At 67.5% G+C, this 17,345-nt stretch carries 17 protein-coding genes; 4 read left to right on the top strand and 13 right to left on the bottom strand.

Annotation, left to right across the window (positions count from 1 at the left end):
* The first annotated feature begins 39 nt into the window (after positions 1–39).
* Entirely contained in the window at positions 40–1,866 is a 1,827-nt protein-coding gene (locus H4W26_RS01835) for an AMP-dependent synthetase/ligase (protein WP_192590473.1), read from the top strand.
* 8 nt (positions 1,867–1,874) lie between these two features.
* On the opposite strand, the gene H4W26_RS01840 is transcribed toward H4W26_RS01835, so the two are convergent.
* Both H4W26_RS01840 and H4W26_RS01845 read right to left on the bottom strand, forming a co-directional pair.
* Positions 1,875–2,597, bottom strand: a complete 723-nt coding sequence (locus H4W26_RS01840) for an ABC transporter permease (RefSeq protein ID WP_192590474.1) — start codon at positions 2,595–2,597, stop codon at positions 1,875–1,877.
* A gap of 63 nt (positions 2,598–2,660) precedes the next feature.
* Positions 2,661–3,545, bottom strand: coding sequence for an ABC transporter ATP-binding protein (locus H4W26_RS01845; RefSeq protein ID WP_192590475.1), 885 nt, complete (start codon positions 3,543–3,545; stop codon positions 2,661–2,663).
* Between the two features lie 142 nt (positions 3,546–3,687).
* Between H4W26_RS01845 and H4W26_RS01850 the strand changes: the two genes are divergently transcribed.
* Together H4W26_RS01850 and H4W26_RS01855 are read left to right on the top strand one after the other, a co-directional pair.
* Entirely contained in the window at positions 3,688–4,815 is a 1,128-nt protein-coding gene (locus tag H4W26_RS01850; RefSeq protein WP_192590476.1) for a sensor histidine kinase, read from the top strand.
* Positions 4,812–5,414, top strand: a complete 603-nt coding sequence (locus H4W26_RS01855; RefSeq protein ID WP_192590477.1) for a response regulator transcription factor — start codon at positions 4,812–4,814, stop codon at positions 5,412–5,414. Before H4W26_RS01850 ends, H4W26_RS01855 begins: the two co-directional genes overlap by 4 nt.
* A gap of 42 nt (positions 5,415–5,456) precedes the next feature.
* On the opposite strand, the gene H4W26_RS01860 is transcribed toward H4W26_RS01855, so the two are convergent.
* From H4W26_RS01860 to H4W26_RS01890, 7 genes are all read right to left on the bottom strand, one after another.
* On the bottom strand, positions 5,457–5,996 hold the full coding sequence (locus tag H4W26_RS01860; protein ID WP_192590478.1) for a DUF1697 domain-containing protein: 540 nt from the start codon (positions 5,994–5,996) through the stop codon (positions 5,457–5,459).
* A complete protein-coding gene (locus H4W26_RS01865; RefSeq protein ID WP_192590479.1) occupies positions 5,993–7,000 on the bottom strand; it encodes a universal stress protein in 1,008 nt (335 codons plus the stop codon). Before H4W26_RS01865 ends, H4W26_RS01860 begins: the two co-directional genes overlap by 4 nt.
* A gap of 126 nt (positions 7,001–7,126) precedes the next feature.
* Positions 7,127–8,170 carry an NAD(P)-dependent alcohol dehydrogenase gene (locus tag H4W26_RS01870; RefSeq protein ID WP_192590480.1) on the bottom strand — a complete coding sequence of 348 codons (1,044 nt, stop codon included), beginning with the start codon at positions 8,168–8,170 and terminating at the stop codon, positions 7,127–7,129.
* Positions 8,171–8,325: 155 nt separating this feature from the next.
* Complete coding sequence (locus H4W26_RS01875; RefSeq protein WP_192590481.1) at positions 8,326–9,003, bottom strand: response regulator; 678 nt, start codon at positions 9,001–9,003, stop codon at positions 8,326–8,328.
* Positions 9,000–10,208, bottom strand: a complete 1,209-nt coding sequence (locus tag H4W26_RS13940; protein WP_192590482.1) for a sensor histidine kinase — start codon at positions 10,206–10,208, stop codon at positions 9,000–9,002. Before H4W26_RS13940 ends, H4W26_RS01875 begins: the two co-directional genes overlap by 4 nt.
* Before the next feature lie 35 nt (positions 10,209–10,243).
* Positions 10,244–11,050, bottom strand: a complete 807-nt coding sequence (locus H4W26_RS01885; protein ID WP_192590483.1) for a hypothetical protein — start codon at positions 11,048–11,050, stop codon at positions 10,244–10,246.
* Positions 11,047–11,832: an ABC transporter ATP-binding protein gene (locus tag H4W26_RS01890; RefSeq protein WP_192590484.1), complete on the bottom strand. Its 786-nt coding sequence runs from the start codon at positions 11,830–11,832 to the stop codon at positions 11,047–11,049. The genes H4W26_RS01885 and H4W26_RS01890 overlap by 4 nt, the downstream gene beginning before the upstream one ends.
* A 196-nt stretch (positions 11,833–12,028) precedes the next feature.
* Between H4W26_RS01890 and H4W26_RS01895 the strand changes: the two genes are divergently transcribed.
* The gene (locus tag H4W26_RS01895) at positions 12,029–12,379 is read left to right on the top strand and encodes a DUF2200 domain-containing protein (RefSeq protein WP_192590485.1); all 351 of its coding nucleotides are present in this window, start codon (positions 12,029–12,031) and stop codon (positions 12,377–12,379) included.
* A gap of 90 nt (positions 12,380–12,469) precedes the next feature.
* Here H4W26_RS01895 and H4W26_RS01900 read toward each other — a convergent pair whose 3' ends face one another.
* Genes H4W26_RS01900 through hpaH form a run of 4 tightly spaced genes read right to left on the bottom strand, consistent with a single transcriptional unit; the run spans position 12,470 to position 17,331 of the window.
* Positions 12,470–13,873, bottom strand: a complete 1,404-nt coding sequence (locus H4W26_RS01900; protein ID WP_192590486.1) for an NAD-dependent succinate-semialdehyde dehydrogenase — start codon at positions 13,871–13,873, stop codon at positions 12,470–12,472.
* Positions 13,870–15,765 (bottom strand): FAD-binding monooxygenase, encoded by a 1,896-nt coding sequence (locus tag H4W26_RS01905; protein WP_192590487.1) that lies wholly within the window; start codon positions 15,763–15,765, stop codon positions 13,870–13,872. The genes H4W26_RS01900 and H4W26_RS01905 overlap by 4 nt, the downstream gene beginning before the upstream one ends.
* Positions 15,766–15,775: 10 nt before the next feature.
* On the bottom strand, positions 15,776–16,561 hold the full coding sequence (locus H4W26_RS01910) for an HpcH/HpaI aldolase family protein (RefSeq protein WP_192590488.1): 786 nt from the start codon (positions 16,559–16,561) through the stop codon (positions 15,776–15,778).
* On the bottom strand, positions 16,546–17,331 hold the full coding sequence (hpaH, locus tag H4W26_RS01915) for a 2-oxo-hept-4-ene-1,7-dioate hydratase (RefSeq protein ID WP_192590489.1): 786 nt from the start codon (positions 17,329–17,331) through the stop codon (positions 16,546–16,548). Before hpaH ends, H4W26_RS01910 begins: the two co-directional genes overlap by 16 nt.
* Between the last annotated feature and the right edge of the window lie 14 nt (positions 17,332–17,345).

Raw genomic sequence — 17,345 nt, forward strand, 5'->3', positions numbered from 1 at the left:
GCACCCGCCACGAGGGCGTCACCGAGACGGAGGCCATCCTTGCAGGACACCGCGACACCGGCGCTGATCGATGTGCCAGCACAGATGAACACCACCGACTTCCTGGAGCAGCAGAGCCGTGAAGACCCCGATAACGTTCTCTTCACCCGCCGGGACTCGACCGGAGCGTGGGTGGACGTCACCGCGGCACAGTTCCACGCCCAGGTGGTGGCCCTGGCGAAGGGCTTGATCAGCCGCGGCACGCAGCCGGGAGACCGGGTGGGCATCATGTCGGCCACCCGCTTCGAGTGGAGCCTGCTGGACTTCGCCCTCTGGTACGCCGGAGCGGTCTCGGTGCCGATCTACGAGACCTCCTCGGCCGCGCAGATCGCGTGGATCGCCGAGGACGCCGAACTCAGCCTGGTCTTCGCCGAGACCCCGCGGCACGCGCAGACCATCCACGAAGGACTGGAGGCGTCCGCGCTGCAGTCCCGGCCGTCGGTGCTGCAGATCGAGGGCGAGGACCTCGCCGCGCTCCGGGACTCTGGCCGCGAGGTCTCCGCGCAGGAGCTGGAGTCTCGGCGCGCCGCCGCGACCACCGAAGACCTGGCCACGGTTATCTATACCTCCGGAGTCACCGGACGGCCCAAGGGCTGCGAGCTGACCCACGGGAACTTCGTCGAGCACAGCCTGCAGACCATCGCCGCAATGGAAGGGGTCGTGGGCAGGCAGTCCTCCACTGTCCTGTTCCTGCCCATGGCCCATGTCTTCGCCCGTTTCGTCTCGGTGCTGTTCATCGCCGCCGGGGGACGGGTCGCGCACACCACCGACATCAGGCAGCTCATCGAGGACCTCGGCGACATCCAGCCGACATTCCTGCTCGGCGTGCCCCGGGTCTTCGAGAAGATCTACAACTCCGCAGCGCTGAAGGCCGACGGCGACGGCAGAACGCGCATCTTCGACGCTGCGGTGGACACGGCGGTGCGCTGGTCCCAGGCCAGCGCCGAGGGCAGGGTGCCGTGGACTCTGCGCCTGAAGCACCGCTTGTTCAGCCGACTGGTCTACTCCAAGCTTCGGGCCCGGATGGGCGGGCGCGTCACTCATGCCTTCTCCGGCGGCTCTCCGCTGGGTGATCGCCTCGCACACTTCTTCAACGGTGTCGGGATCCAGATCATCGAGGGCTATGGGCTCACCGAGACCACCGCCCCGGTCACGGGCAATCTGCCGGCGCACTACCGGATCGGAACCATCGGGCATCCCTTGCCCGGCAACGCGGTGCGCATCGCCGAGGACGGCGAGGTCCTGGTGCGGGGCAGCTCGCTCTTCCGCGGCTACCGCAATCGGCCGGAGCTCAACGCCGAGTCCTTCAGCGCCGACGGTTGGTTCTACACCGGAGACCTGGGGCGGCTCGACGAGCAGGGTCGGCTGATCATCACCGGACGCAAGAAGGAGATCATCGTCACTTCCGGAGGCAAGAACGTCTCCCCCGCCCAGCTCGAGGACGCCATACGAGCAGATCTTCTAGTCTCCCAGGCGGTGGTCGTCGGGGACGGCAAGCCCTTCATCAGCTCCATGATCACCTTGGACGGTGATGTCGCGCCGAGCTGGCTGCGCGGGAAGGGGCTGGATCCCGAGACCTCCATGAAGGAGCTCACCGAGCACCCGGAGGTCCTGACCCATGTACAGCAGGTGATCGACTCGGCCAACGCCTCGGTCTCACAGGCCGAGTCCATTCGCAGCTTCACGGTGCTCGAGGACGATTTCACCATCGACTCCGGCCACCTGACGCCTTCGCTGAAGATCAGGCGAGCCGAGGTCATGCGTGACTTCCAGCGCGTGGTGGAGAACCTCTACGAGAAGGCCGCCACCCGCGCGAGGCGACGCTAGCACCCGCGTCAGCGTCGGGGCTCCCAGCGGAAGAAGCGCTTGGCCAGCAGCACCCCGATGACGATCCAGGCCAACGTCGGTGGCAGCAGCAGCAGGTTGTCGACCAGATCCACGCCCCCGTTCCAGGCGTTGATGGTCAGCTCGGTCGCGGCACCGCCCGGCAGCGCCCGCTTGAGCATGCCCAGCTCATCGGTTCCGGTGAACCCGATCCAGAACGCCACCGCGGAGGTGCCCATGGTCACCGGCAGCGTGGTCACCTGCGCGTGCTCGGGCGAGGTGGTGATCCCGGCGGTGGCCAATGCCAGTCCGAGCATCATCAGCACCAGGGAGAGCCCGGAGACGATCAGCAGCGGGATCTCTGCCGGGGCCTCGGTGAGCACCGCCAGCACGGTCAGCACCGCGGTGACCTGGATGATCCCGATCAGCGCCGGGGGTCCGAGGATCCCGGCGAGGGCGACCGGGTCACTGACCGCGGTGGAGCGCAGCCGTTTCAGGAAGAGCGTCTGCCGGCGGGCGGCCAAGGTGGTCACGGCCGTGGAGTAGAGGCCCATGCTGATCAGGATCATCATGAAGGCCCCGGCGAGGAACCCCATGCCGGTGGGGACCTGACTGAAAGCCTCACGCTGGGCGATGAAGAGCAGGCTCAGGCCTACGGGGATGACGGTGGCGCTGAAGAAGACCATCCGGTTGCGAAGGATCTGTTGGAGCTCGCTGCGAGCAATGGTGAGCATGTGAGTGTCCTTTTGCTGTGGAGAGGTTGGGGGTCAGTGTCGGATGCGCGCTCGAGGTGCGGGTCAGTGGCGGGTGATCGAGCGGAAGACGTCATCGAGCCGGGTGGGCCCGGCGTCGAGGTCTCGCAGTTCGGTGCCGGTCTCCTGGGCCCAGGACAGCAGCGTGTGGAGGTCTTGCTGCAGCCCGTGGGTCTCGATGAGCAGGGTGCCGTTCCCGGAGAGTGAGCTCTCCAGGGGAAGCGGTGGGGCGTTCTCGGCGAGGTGGAAGGTGATCGTGCCGGGCAGGGTCTGGGTCAGCTCGGAGACGGTGCCCTGCATCCGGAAGGTGCCTTCGTGCATGAGTCCGATCCGGTCGGCACGCTGCTGGGCCTCCTCCAGGTAGTGGGTGGTCAGCACGATCGTCGCGCCGTCCTCCCGGAGCCGATCCACCACATCCCACAGGTCATCGCGGGACGCCACGTCCAGTCCGGTGGTCGGTTCATCGAGGAAGATCAGCTCCGGTGACCCATAGATGGCGGTGGCGAAGTCCAGTCGGCGCTTCTCACCCCCGGAGAGCGCCGAGACACGGGTCTCGGCCTTAGCTGTGAGCCCGACGACGTCGAGCACCCGGCTCGGCTGATCCTCGCGACCCGTGAGACCACCGATGAGCGTGAGGGTCTCCATGGCGCTCAGGTCTGCGGCGAATCCGCTGTCCTGGAGCATGATGCCCATGCGTGGGCGCACGGCCTTGCGATTCCGCGGGTCCTCACCGAGGATCGACACCTTCCCGGAAGAGGAAGCCCGGTGGCCCTCGATGACCTCGAGGGTGGAGGTCTTCCCGGCGCCGTTGGTCCCGAGCAGGGCGTAGAGCTCTCCCCGTCTCACGTCGAACGTGAGATCTTTGACTGCGTGGAAGTCGTCGTAGCTGACATTGAGACGTTCGACGTCGATGACTGTTTCTGAGTTCATGACTCCATTTCACGTCGCGAGGGGCCTGCGCGGCAGTCACAGGGTGTCATCAGCGGGCATGACGTTTTGTCACTTCTGCCGCGGAGGTGAATCCGGGAGGATGGGTGATCATGACCAGAATCGCGCTCCGAGGTGCCCGCTGATGTCCTCGACCTCGATCGCGGCCCAGCGGCGCATGCACCGGGCCACCGTTCTCACCACAGTGGTGGCCATTGCGCCGGTGGCGCTGGCGATCGTGGCCATGACCTCGCAGTCCTGGCGAGAGGGTCTCGGCTTCAGTGCCGGCATACTGCTGACCTTCCTGGTGCTGCTGGAGTTCGCGCCGATGCGCCACCCACGCTCCACCGCACTGGCACTGGGGTTCTCGTTCTTGGTGTGGGCCATCTGTGCGGTGCTCGCGCTGAATCCGGTGGCGTTCTTCGGCGCCGCGATGCTCAGCGGGGTGCTGATCCCCCAGCTGCTGAGGCGACCGCTGTCCTGGATCATCGGCCTGGGTGTGCTGATCGCTGCCATCGGTGCGCTCTACTTCCTCAACGAGCCCGTCACCTGGGTCAATGTGGTGCGCTACGTCCTGATCCCGGGCGGGCTGAGCGTCTTCGTCGCCGCGGTGATCCTCATGATGCAGAGCTACTGGAGGATTCTGCGGGACCTCGAGCGTGCCCAGGAGGCGGAGGCTGAGTTGGGCATCATGCGCGAACGCATGCGCTTCGCCAGCGACCTCCACGACATCCAGGGGCATACGCTGCACGTGGTCAACCTCAAGATCGCACTCGCCGAGGAACTGGTCACGCGGGACCCGGAACGGGCGGTGACCGAACTGCGCGAGGTCTACACGCAGGTGGAGGAGACGATTCGAGAGACGAAGAACCTTGCGTATGCACGTCGCAGGCTCAATCTGCGTGCAGAGCTGGAGAATGCGCGGAATCTCTTCGAGGCCGCGGGGGTGTCGGTGCGGATCACTCGGCACGGCGAGGTCACGGACGGCCACAGCGAGCTGTTGGGTCAGGTACTCCGGGAGACGACGACGAACATCCTGCGCCACGCAGATTCAGGCCAGGTGACGATCACGATCTCCGAGACCGGGATCGAGATCATCAACGACGGCGCAGACCCTGGCCCGCTGCCCGCCCTGAACGGACTGGAGACTCTGCGCGCCCGGGTGGCCAACGAAGGTGGGGCGCTCACAGTGGCTCAGGCGGAGGGTGAATTCAGCACCTCGGTGCACTTTCCGACGATGACCGCCTCACCCGAGGAGTCGAGCCTGTCATGATCAGTGTCGTGCTCGTCGATGACGAAGCCCTGCTGCGCTCAGCGCTTTCTTCCTTGCTGCCGCTGAAGGCTGACATCACGGTCGTCGCCGAGGCCGCCGACGGGGCCGCCGCAGTCGACGTCGTCATGGCACACCGTCCCGATGTGCTGGTCATCGACCTCGAGATGCCCGGCACCGATGGACTCACAGCAGTGGAGATGATCCTTCGGCAGCGGCCCGAGCAGGTGGTGCTCATGCTCACCCGTCACGCGCGGCCAGGAGTGCTGCGCCGCGCGCTCAGACTCGGCGTCCGTGGGTTTGTCAGCAAGTCCGCCCATCCGAGCCTGATCGCTGAGGTGATCGAGACCCTGCACGCGGGCAGACGCTGGATCGATCCGGACATCTCCGCGCTGGCGGTGGTCGATGACTCCCCGTTGACCGACCGGGAACTCGATGTGCTCCGCGAGACGCTGGAGGGGTACTCCGTCGGCGAGATCTCCGCTCGCCTGTACCTGGCCGAAGGAACCGTGCGGAACTACCTCTCGAACGCCATGCACAAGACCCAGACCCGCAATCGCCGCGAGGCCGCGCGGTACGCCAGGTCACGAGAATGGCTCTGATATGGAGATCTGCCTCTTCGGCATCAGCCGAGGCGGTTCGGACTATTCGGAGGCGAGACTGATGAGCCGACGCACCGTGTTGAGATTCCGCGCCGTGCCGGGCACCCCCAGCGCCCGCCCGATCGCGACATCTTTCATCTGGGCCCGGCCGGCACCTTCGGCGTAAAGGATGTGCATCTCCTGGCCGATGACCCGCCATTGATCTGCGCCGGTCTCGAAGCTCTGTGCCTTCGCCACCGCCTCGGCAGTCGGCTCGCCGGCCAGGAACGTGATGTAGGAGAACCTGGGGTCGAGTTCCTCGAAGGGGTGCGCAGCCAGCGCGGACGTGACCTCATGAAGAGAGCGGCTGATGACCTCACGAAAGAAGCCAGGCTCTCGCTGCACGGAGTTCTCCAGCGCACGGTCAAAGGCCTGGGGGTCACCGGCCGGGGTGCAGACCATGTTGCCGGAGGCGATATAGGTCTGCACCCCGGTGGCACCGAGTGATTCGGCCAGTGCCCGCCACTGCGCCATGGGCAGCTTCGCGGTGCCGCCGACGTTTACGGCGCGGATGAGAATGATGCGCGGCACCGCGCTGCTCACCGAATGAACTCCGGCTGATCCGCCAACCGATCATCCTTGAGATATGGGACCACCATCACCGGGCCGGTCGCCTTGTGCAGCACCCCGCGCGAGACGGAACCGAGCATCGTGCCCGCGATCTCGCCTCGGCCGCGCGTGCCGAGGACCGTCAGCTGTGCCTGCTCGGTCTGTTTGGCAAGCAGCGCGGTGGGATCCCCCGGCCTGACCTTTGCGGTGACGTCCAGGGACGGGTAGTGCCTTTTCAGCCATTCCACCTCAGCCTCCAGCGACTTCTCCAGCTGGGTCTTTCGGTGATCGGTCACCGCCTCCTCGGGGGTGTCCAGCTCCGGATACCATTCCAGCCATCCCTCCAGGGAAGGAAGGGCGAGCAGCAGATGGAGCTCCACACCGCGGTTCTGCGCGGCCTGTGCCGCCTGGAGCGTGGCCACCCGGCCCTGGGCCGAACCGTCGATCCCCACCACCACGGGACGCTGGTCGGCGCTCGGCTCGAACCGCGCCTCTCCCTCGGACTCTCCGACCTGATACTGCCGGGGCACCACCACAGTCGGGCAGTCAGCATGGGCTGGCAGTGCCGAAGACACGGACCCCAGGACTCGTCCGAGGAATCCGCCGCGACCGCGCGCACCGACGACTGCCAGTTCGGCGATGCTGGAGAGATCCACCAGCACCCCGGCGGCATCGCCGCGTTCAGCCCGGTAGATGACTTTTCCGGGGTAGTCCTTCAGGTAGTTCCGGGCTTCTTCGAGCACCTTCCTGGCACCCGCAAGATGGGCCTCGGCCTCGGACTGCTCTGGGACGGCCGCCAGGGTCGTGTACAGCGGTGTGGGGACGGTGAAGGCAGTGATGACGGTCAGCACGCGTCCGCTGCGCCGGGAGGCACGGGCTGCATAGTGCAGTGCCAGGACCGCCTGCTTGGAGCCGTCGAATCCTACGATGACCCCGAGCTCCCTCCGGGCGGGCTCAAAGGGGATCGGCCTGGTGGTGTGGTGGCTTTCGTGGCTCATGAGGACGCTCCCGCGGGGGCCTCGTGGCAGCCGACGGGGCTGGCGGCCCCCGCAATGAGGGCCATCCCCGTCAGCTACCACTCTACCCACTGCGCTGGCACGCGCTACGTGTTCGGCGGTGGTGCCTTATGGCACGACGACGGCGCGGCCGCGCAGCTCACCGTCGTGCAGCTTGCGGTACGCCTCCGGCGCCTGGTCCATGCTGAACTGTTCGGTCTCCACCTCGAGGTGCCCGGTCCGGGCGAGTTCGACGACCTCCATCAGCTCCGGGCGTGCCCCCCAGTACGGGGCGCGGATCCGCGAACCGTAGGGCTGTCCGAGCAGACCCACGCTGGTCTCCACGGCGCCTGCTCCGACCAGCACCAGGTCGGTGCGTGGCCCGCTGAGCGACCGGGCGATCTTCATCACCGGTTCATTGGTGACGAAGTCGAAGATCGCGGTGACCGGACCCGGGCCCACAGACTCGGCGACGTTCGCGGCGGCGTCGTCGTCGGAGAGGAAGGCATGGTGAGCCCCCACCTCGCGCGCGAACTCGAGCTTGTCCTCGCTGATGTCCAGCGCCACCACCGTGGCTGAGGTGAGGCTGCGCAGCAGCTGCACGGCGATGTGGCCGAGACCCCCGACCCCGATGACCACGGCCACGCTTCCCGGCACCAGCAGGTCCAGGGAGCCCTTGATGGCGTGGTACGGGGTGAGTCCGGCGTCGGTCAGCGCCACGCTCTTGACCGGATCCAGATCCTTGATCGGGATCAGCAGACGCGGGTCGCTGACGATCAGGTACTCCGCCATGGCGCCGTCGCGGCCGAGGCCGGGAGGGGTGATCCCCATGCCCGCTGCATGCGGGCAGTAGTTCTCGAAGCCCTGGGCGCAGGAATGGCAGCGACCGCAGCCCAGCGGACCGTAGACGGCGACGGCGTCACCGAGCTCCACACCGGTGGCCCCCTCCCCCAGCGAATCGACGACGCCGACCCCCTCATGGCCCAGCGTCATGGGCAGCGGGTAGCCGAAGTCCGCGTACTGCTCCTCGCTCAGACTCATCACGAAGCTGTCGGAGTGGCAGGCGCCGGCGGCGGTGATCCGCAGCCTGACCTCACCCGGTCCGGGTTCTGGCGTGGGGACCTCGCGGACTTCCGGCGGCTGGCCGATGGCGACGTACTGGAGTGCTTTCATCGTGTTCCTCCTCAGGGGTTGGTGCCTGACCCAGGTGCACAGCGGCGGCGCCCCAGAAGCGCTGAAGAGCGACGTCGAACCGCCTCGCCGGGTCCTGCACCTCCGATCCTGTCACGCGGCGCTGGGCACTTCCAGGGGGCTTCGATCGGCACCGTTCAGCGAAGATCCTCCCCGGTGAGACCCTGTCGGAGCCCCCAGATGGCTGCCTGCAGCCGGTCCCGGCTCTGGGTCTTCATCAGGACCGACTGCACGTGGTACTTCACCGTGGTCACCTCCACGACGAGGGATTCCGCGATCTCGGCGTTGGAGAGACCCTGAGTGATCAGCCGCAGCACCTCAGTCTCCCGCTGCGTCAGCGCAGGGGTCCCCGGAGTGAGCGTCTGCGGCTGGGTCCCGGCCCGGGGGCCAGCGCTGCGCTGGGCGAACTCGGTGATGACCTTATGCGTGACGCGCTGATCAAGGGTGCCCCCGCCTGCGGCCACCGAGCGGATCGCCTGGGCGATCACCTCTTCCTCAGCGCCCTTGAGCAGGAACCCAGAGGCTCCTGCCTCGAGCGCCGCGAAGACATACTCATCGATGTCAAAGGTGGTCAGGATCAGCACCTTCGCCGTGGAGCCCGAGGCGATGATCTCTCGAGTGGCGGTGATCCCGTCCGTGCCGGGCATGCGCACGTCCATGCAGACCACGTCTGGAGCCAGTTCTGCGGTCAGTCGGGCCGCTTCGGCGCCGTCGGCGGCCTGGCCGAGCACCTTGAGGTCCGGTTCCGCATTCAGAACGACGGCGAGCCCGGCGCGGACCACGGGCTGGTCATCGACGATGAGCACGCTGATCACAGCAGTTGTCCCTTCGCAGCCGGTTCGGCGCTCTCGGTGCGCTCCCGCGGGATGCTGAACGCGGTGCGCCAGCCGGTCGCCATGGGCGCAGCCTCGAGGCTTCCATGGACCAGCCCGAGGCGTTCACGCAGCCCGGTCAACCCATAGCCGCTGGCCGGCAGGGAGGTGCGGGGCTCTTCGGCTCCGTCGTCGTGGACCTCGATGTTCAGCTGATCACTCCCCCAGTCCACCGTGAGCCGCGCGCGGGCCCCAGGGGCATGTTTGATGATGTTTGCCAGCGCCTCCTGGATGCCGCGGACGACGACGACGCCAGCCACCGGTCCTAGCGGCCAGGCCTGACCCTGCTGGCGCAGCTGAACGCGGATTCCCCGTGCTTCGGCCTCCTCGATGACCTGCGGGAGATCGGCCATGGAGGGTGCCCCGAGCGTGGTGGCACCCTCTTCAGCGCGGAGCAGACCGAGCGTGCGGCGCAGGTTCTCCAGCGCCGACCGGGCGTCGCGCTGCACCGAGCTCAGGTATCCCCGCTGGGCCTGCGGGTCGGTCTGTGCCAGGGCATTGGCGGCCTGGGCGCTGACGATGATCCCGGTGAGGTGGTGGGCCGCGATGTCGTGGAGCTCTCGGGCGATCATGGTGCGCTGCTCCTGGACTGCCTGCTGGGCGACGAGCTCCTGCTCGCGCTCGGCGATCTCGGCGCGTTCGATCAGCGCCTGGATCAGCTGGGCCCGTCCGATCACGATCTCGGCGGTCAGCCAGGCGAGTCCGAAGAGCACGAGGCCCCGGGCGAAGGCCAGCGGGATCTCACCGTACTGGGCGAGCTCTCCGGTGGCGCCGGTCGTCGCGGCCACGATCACGCTGATCACAGCCCAGGGGATGATCCGCCGAGCCGCCGCGTCACGGGGCAGGGATCTCCTGGTGGCATAGGCGGCAAACAGCACTGCGAGCCCAGCGCTGGTATTGCCCTCATCCAGCGCGAAGAGCAGGCAGTCGCTGAGTGTGACCACCGCCAGGATCGTCCCGGGCCATCTCCAGCTGCCCAGCAGCAGGAACGCCTGAACCACCAGCGTTCCGGTGGTCAGGAAGACCGCCGTGCCGGAGTTCAGGAACTCCGGCACGGCGAAGAGCAGCGGGATGATGGCCAGGATGACCAACGAGGGGGTCCACGTCCAGGTGTGCGCGGTGGTCGCGGTCGCCGTGGAATGCTCCATGGGTCTTCTCCTGTCAGCGGTCCGGGCGGCGAGTCTCAGAGGTCCCGGCGGCGCAGCGTCACCCAGGCCACGCTTGCCGCTGCCAGCGCCATCATAGTCAGGATGCCCAGCGCCAGGGCTGAGCCGGCACCCCCGGACGGTCCTGTGGCGGTGGAGACCAGGGCCAGCGGGGTATAGCTGGCCCAGCTGCTGGTGGCCGGGATGACGGCAAGGATCGCACCGAGGGTGACATCGGCGACGGCGGCACCGATGAGCACCAGGAAGGTGGCGCTCTGACTGCGGATGACCATCCCCGCCGACAGGCCGAGCACGCCCAGCGGGATCAGCGCGAGGACCCCGCGGCCGAGCACGTCGGCGATGTCCCACCAGCCTGCCGAGAGCCCTCCAGCCCCGATGGTGCTGGGGGCGACCGCCACCAGCAGTCCCTGCACCAGCGCGTAGCCTATGCCCAGGGTCGCCATGGCCACGGCGGTCGCCGCCGTCTTGGCTCCCAGGATGCGGCCTCGACGGGGTGAGGCGAGCGCGGCGCCGATGATGCCGCCGTAGCGGAAGTCGGAGGTCGCGATCAGTGCGCCGAGGAGCAGCACGGCGACCAGTCCGATGCTGACGGATCCGCTGGAGAGCGAGCCGCCGCCGAGGACGTTCATGGCTGCGAGCTGCTGATCGGCCGTGGAGGTGGCCATCTCGGCCACGCTGTCCTGCAGGTCAGGATCCATATGGCTGATGGCCGGCAGCAGCCACCCGCTGGCGAGCTGGGTGGCGGCCACGCCGAGGATGCCGACGGCGGCGGCGATCTTCGGGGCCTTCGTGGTGGTCATCTTGAGCAGTTCGGCGCGGATCATCGCAGGGTCTCACGATCTGTCGAGGTGGAGCCGGCGGGTGCGCCGGAGGCGTGGTGAATGGGCTGGTCTGAGCCGGCGGAGGTCATGGAGAGGTAGAGCTGTTCGAGATCACTGTGCGCGGTGAGCGCATCGAGTGCTCCGGTGATGAGGCTTCGGCCACGATCGATAATCACGAGGTCGTCGGCGACCAGCGCCACCTCGGTCAGCACGTGGGTGGAGAGGAGCACCGTCCCGCCCTGGGCGGCGAAGGCGCGCAGGTACTGGCGCAGCCAGCGGATGCCTGCCGGGTCCAGCCCGTTCGCCGGCTCGTCCAGCACCAGGATCGAAGGGTCACCGAGCAGCGCGTTGGCCAGCGCAAGGCGCTGGCGCATGCCGAGGGAGTAGCCGCGGACGGGGCGGTCGGCAGCATCGGCCAGGCCGACCTGCTGGAGCACCGGTGAGATGATCCGCTGGCTGGCCCCGATCATGGCGGCCGTGATCCGAAGGTGTTCCCGTGCGGTGCGGTCGGGATGAAGTCCGCCGGCGTCGAGCACGGCGCCGACGCGGTGGGCTGGCGAAGAGAGGTCGGAATAAGCCGTGCCGTCGATGAGGGCGTGTCCGCTCTCTGCGGTGGCCAGCCCGAGCAGGATGCGCATCGTGGTGGTCTTGCCGGCACCGTTGGGGCCGAGCAGGGCCAGCACGCGGCCGGATTCAGCATGGAAGCTGACGTCCGCCACCGCCTGAGTGGAGCCGTAGCTCTTGGCGAGATGAGTGATCTCTATGCTGGGTGATGTGGTGGTCATGGTGGTCAGTGTCCGTCCCGGCGCTGCTGCGCCTGTCCTGGAAGTTCGGTGACTCCAGTCCATCGCAGCGGCCGAGAAAGCACCCCCTCCCAGCGGAGGGACCTTGTCCCCTCCTCAAGGAGGGGATGTGTGGGGATCGGACGGGATCACAGCTCACCGGAATCGCAGTTCAATGGCGTCGCAGAGAGGACCCCGTATGAGCAGGCATCGGATCTACACCATGAGCTTCGCCGCGGTCTATCCGCACTATGTGGCCAAGGCGGAGAAGAAGGGGCGGTCCCAGGCCGAGGTGGACGAGGTCATCGGCTGGCTGACCGGATACTCGGCGCAGCAGCTCCAGACGGTCCTGGACGCCGGCACCGACTGTGAGACGTTCTTCGATCAGGCGCCCGCCATGAACCCCGCACGGTCCCTGATCACCGGGGTCATCTGCGGTGTCCGGGTCGAGGAGATCGAGGAGCCCACCATGCGCGAGATACGCTCTCTGGACAAGCTCATCGATGAGCTCGCCAAGGGCAGGCCGATGGAGAAGGTCCTGCGCAGCTGAGCCTTGCGCAGGACCTTCTGCATCGCACATTCTGACACTTGCCAGGACCGTCATTCCGTCAGGTGCGTAGTCCCGTCAGACTCGTGTCTGTCAGGACCAATCAACACTCAGGTACTGGACCTCGGTGAACTCCTCCATCCCGAAGGCCCCACCCTCGCGGCCTATCCCGGCCTGTTTGACTCCGCCGAACGGAGCACTGGGGTCCGAGACGATCCCGCGATTGACCCCGACCATGCCGGCCTCAAGCCGCTCCGCGATCTTCATCGCGGTCTGCAGCTTCCCGGCGTAGACGTAGGAGGAGAGCCCGACCTCGGGTGCGTTGGCGAGTTCGATCATCGCGTCCAGGTCGGTCCATGCGACCACGGGGGCCACCGGGCCGAAGATCTCTTCCCTGAGGATCTCGGCGTCCGTGGGCACCCCTGTCAGCAGCGTGGGCGCGAGGAAGGCCGGGTTCGCGTCGTCGGGCAGTAGCGCCTGGGCGGCAATGACAGCTCCCTGCTCCTGGGCGCGCTGCACCAGACCCCGGATCTCCGCAGCCGCCTTCTGCGTGATCACCGGACCGATGTCGGCACCCTGGGCGGGATCTCCGACGCGCAGGGCCGCGATCCTGGCGCCGAACTTCTCGGTGAACTCGCCGAGGACGTCCTGATGCACGTAGAAGCGGTTGGCTGCAGTGCAGGCCTGTCCCCCGTTGCGGAACTTCGCCAGCATGGCTCCTTCCACGGCGGCATCGATGTCAGCTCCCGCGGTGACGATGAACGGTGCGTTGCCGCCGAGCTCCATGGAGGTGTTGACCACCCGCTCGGCGCACTGGGCGAGCAGCTTCCGGCCGACACCGGTGGACCCGGTGAAGGAGAGTTTGCGGACCCGGTCATCGGCCAACCATGCGGAGACCACGGTGCTGGCGCTGCTGGAGGCGGCCACCTGCACCACGCCTTCGGGCACTCCTGCCTCGGTGAGGATCTCGGCGATGGCGGAGGCCGTCAGCGGGGTCTCGCTGGCGGGCTTCAGCAGCACCGAGCATCCCGCCGCCAGGGCCGGTCCGATCTTGCGGGTCGCCATGGCCGCCGGGAAGTTCCAGGGCGTGATCAGCACTGCCACTCCGACAGGGTGCCGGGTGACCACATTGCGCACTCCCCCGGACGGGGCCTCTGTGTACCCCCCGGGGGTGCGTACGGCTTCCTCGGCGTACCAGCGGAAGAACTCACTGGCATAGCTCACCTCGGCGGCCGCATCGGCCCGAGACTTGCCGTTCTCCGCCACGATCAGGTCTCGCAGCCGCTCGGCATTGGCGCGCATGCCCAGGAAGGCAGCAGTGAGCACCTCTGAGCGGTGCCGCGGCGTGGTGGCGCGCCAGGCTTCGAAGCCTGCCTGCGCAGCGTCGACCAGAGCTGCGGCCTCCGCAGCGGAGTGATCGTGGACGCGACCGACCGTCTCGCCGGTGGCAGGGTTCAACACGGCGAGGGTGCCGTTCTGGGTGTGCTCGATGGTCATGAGGTGGGCTCCAGGAAGATCGGTGCGAAGAAGTCGGCCAGGGCGGAGGGGTCGGTGAGCGGCAGCACGTGGGCCACGTACTGGTCAGGACGCACGACGACGACGCAGCCCGCCCGGCTGATGCCACGCTCGTCGAAGATGTCCCGTTCGGGGTGGGTGCCGAAGACACGGTCCCTGGCGGTGAGGCCGAAGGGCCCGACCACCGGCAGGAAGGCGCGCGGGGCGTCCGTGACCTCCAGCGCGGGATGCCGCTGCTGATAGATGACCTTGATGTCGAAGAGCGCGTCCTCATCCTCTCCGGCCGGGGTGAAGCGGCGCACCGGGGAGCGGGGATCGGCGTGCAGCCAGTGCGCCCAGTCCTTCAGCGCGGAGTCCTCTCCCGCGGTCGGAGCATCTGCGAAGGCGTAGAGCCGCCAGCGTCCGTCGGCCGTGGCCAGGTGACCCAGGTGCAGCGGGTTGCCGTCGCTGACCCGGCAGACCAGCTCCGATTTGAACCGCTTGCCCACGGTGAATCCGCTGGCGAGGTCCTGGTGCGTGTCGGCTCCGGTGATGATCGAGGGGCTGTACTGGGTCATGAACCCGGCGGGGAACTCGATGGTCTTGACGTAGAAGTCCTCCAGCGTGGAGGGGTCCTCCATCTCCTCGGGCTTCTGCGCCATCAGAGTGGACCATTCCTTGTCGAAGTCGATCAGGTTCTGCGCGATCACCTGACGCTCCCCGGAGTAGGTGCGCAGCAGCGCGCCGGGGCTGCGCCCTTGGAGCACCTGACCCAGCTTCCAGCCCAGGTTGAAGCCGTCCTGCATGGACACGTTCATGCCCTGCCCGGCCTTCGCGCTGTGCGTGTGGCAGGCATCTCCGGCGATGAACACCCGGGGGTCGCGTTCGCCGGTCAGCTCCTCGGGGACGTCGTCGAACTTGTCCGTCACCCGGTGTCCGACCTCGTAGACGCTGTGCCAGGCCACGTGCTTCACGTCCACGGTGAACGGGGCCATGATCGTGTTCGCCTTCTCGATGATCGTCTCGATCGTGGTCTGGCGGACCTGCTCGCCGTGGCCCGGCTGAACCTCGCCGAGGTCCACGTACATTCGAAACAGGTGGCCTCCCTCGCGGGGGATCAACAGGATGCTGCCTCCGGAGTGGGACTGGATGGCGCATTTGCGGCGGATGTCGGGAAAGTCGGTGACTGCCAGCACGTCCATGACGCCCCAGGCATGATTGGCCCGGTCTCCGGTGAGGCTGCGACCGATGGACGTGCGCACGCCGCTGCGGGCACCGTCGGCGCCGAGCACGTATTTCGCCCAGACGGTGCGTTCGGCTCCGGCCTCCGCTCCGGCGGCGCGGCGCAGGGTGACCTCGACGGGGTGCTCGCCCTCTTCATGGACGGTCAGGCCGAGGAATTCCCAGCCGTAGTCGGGGGCCATCCGCGAGGGCGAATTGGCCATGGACTCTCCGAAATAGTCCAGCACCCGGGCCTGGTTGACGATCAGGTGCGGGAACTCGCTGATTCCCTCGGGATCATCGTCAGGCCGGGCGGTGCGGGTGATGTTCTCCGGCGCCTCGGGGTCCGGCTTCCAGAACGCCATCTCGGTGATGTGGTAGGCCTCGTTGGAGATCTCGTCGGCGAAGCCGAAGGCTTGGAAGGTCTCCACGCTGCGGGCCTGGATCCCGTCGGCCTGACCGACCTCGAGGCGTCCGTCGCGCTTCTCGATGATGCGGGTGTGCACCTGCGGGAACTGCGCGAGCTGGGCGGCGGCGATCATCCCGGCGGGTCCGGTGCCGACGATGAGCACGTCCATGTGCTCGGGCAGCTGCTCGGGCCGATCGAGTCCGATCCCTGCCGGGGCCTGGACCCGCGGGTTCTGCGAGACGTAGCCGTGGTGATGGAACTGCATGTCTGACTCCTCAGTGAGCGGAAGGTGGGATGAAGTCCGCGGCGAGATTCTCCGAACCGCGCGCCACCAGCGCGACATCCGCGCCCACGAGGACCCACGCCGCTCCGGCGTCGAGGTAGTCGTGGGCGGCGCTCGGATCGAAGGCATTGACCCCGGCCGTCTTGCCGGCGGCCCGTGCCGCGGCGAAGGTGCGCTTGACGGCGGCGACGACGTCGGGGTGGGTCTGCTGACCCAGCAGCCCCATGGAGGCGGAGAGGTCACTGGGTCCGGCGAAGATGCCGTCGATGCCCTCGACGGCGGCGATGACCTCCGCGTTCTCCACACCTTCGATCGTCTCGAGCTGGACGAAGACGCTCACGTGCGCAGCGCCTTCCCCCAGGTAGTTCTGCACCCGGTTCCAGCGTCCGGACCGGGCCAGGGCGTTGCCGATGCCTCGAATGCCGCGCGGCGGGTACTGCGTCGCCGCGGCCACATCGCGCGCCTGCTCCGGCGTGGAGATCATCGGCACCAGCAGATTCTGCACGCCCAGGTCCAGGACCTGTTTGATGATCACCGGATCGGCGGAGGGCACCCGGACGATCGGTGTCACCGGATACCCGGAGAGCGCGTGCAGCTGGGCCAGCACGGATTCCAAGGTGTTCGGCGCATGCTCCATGTCGATGAGCACGACGTCGAGCCCGGATCCCGCCATGATCTCTGCCATCACCGGGGAGCCTGAGCAGACCCAGCCCCCGACGAGCGCTCGGTCCGCGGTCGCGAGGTCCTCGCGCAGCGTGGGCTTCAGTTGAAACGGCATGTCAGGGTTCCCAGTTCTCCGTAGTCGCAGGTCACGGTGTCGCCCTGTTCGACCCACATGGGGCGGGTGAAGGATCCGGCGAGGATCAGTTCTCCTGCCTGCAGGCCGTCTCCGTGTTCGGCGAGCTTATTGGCCAGCCAGACCACTCCCATGGCGGGGTGGTTGAGCACTGCGGCGGCCACCCCGGATTCCTCGATGGTCTCGTTGCGGTAGAGCAGCGCCGAGATCCAGCGCAGGTCCACCGCATCCGGGGCCACGGGGTTGCCTCCGTAGACCATCGCGCCCATCGCGGCGTTGTCGCTGATCGTGTCCACGATCGTGCGTCCGGCCATCTCGATCCTGCTGGAGAGGATCTCCAGGGCCGGCACCACGTAGTCGGTGGCGTCCAGCACGTCGAAGACGGTGATCCCTGGCCCGGAGAGCGGCTTGCCCAGTTTGAAGGCGAGCTCCACCTCGATCCGCACGTTGGAGAAGCGGGAGTGTTCGATCACCGAGCCGTTCTCGTAGACCATGTCGTCGAAGATGGCGCCGTAGTCGGGTTCGGTGATCCCGGTGGCCACCTGCATGACCTTCGAGGTGAGTCCGATCTTCCGGCCCACCAGTCGTCGTCCGGAGGCGACGGCGCGGCGTCGCCATTCGTTCTGCACCGCGTAGGAGTCCTCGATGGTCATCTCCGGGTGCCGGGCGGTCAGCAGCGGGATCGTGCTGCGCTGTGACTCGGCGACGGCGAGCTCATCGGCGATCGCGGTGATCTGGTTCTTCTCAAGCATGGTGTGTCTCCCGA

Source organism: Nesterenkonia halotolerans, from assembly GCF_014874065.1.
Classification (GTDB): Bacteria; Actinomycetota; Actinomycetes; order Actinomycetales; family Micrococcaceae; genus Nesterenkonia; species Nesterenkonia halotolerans.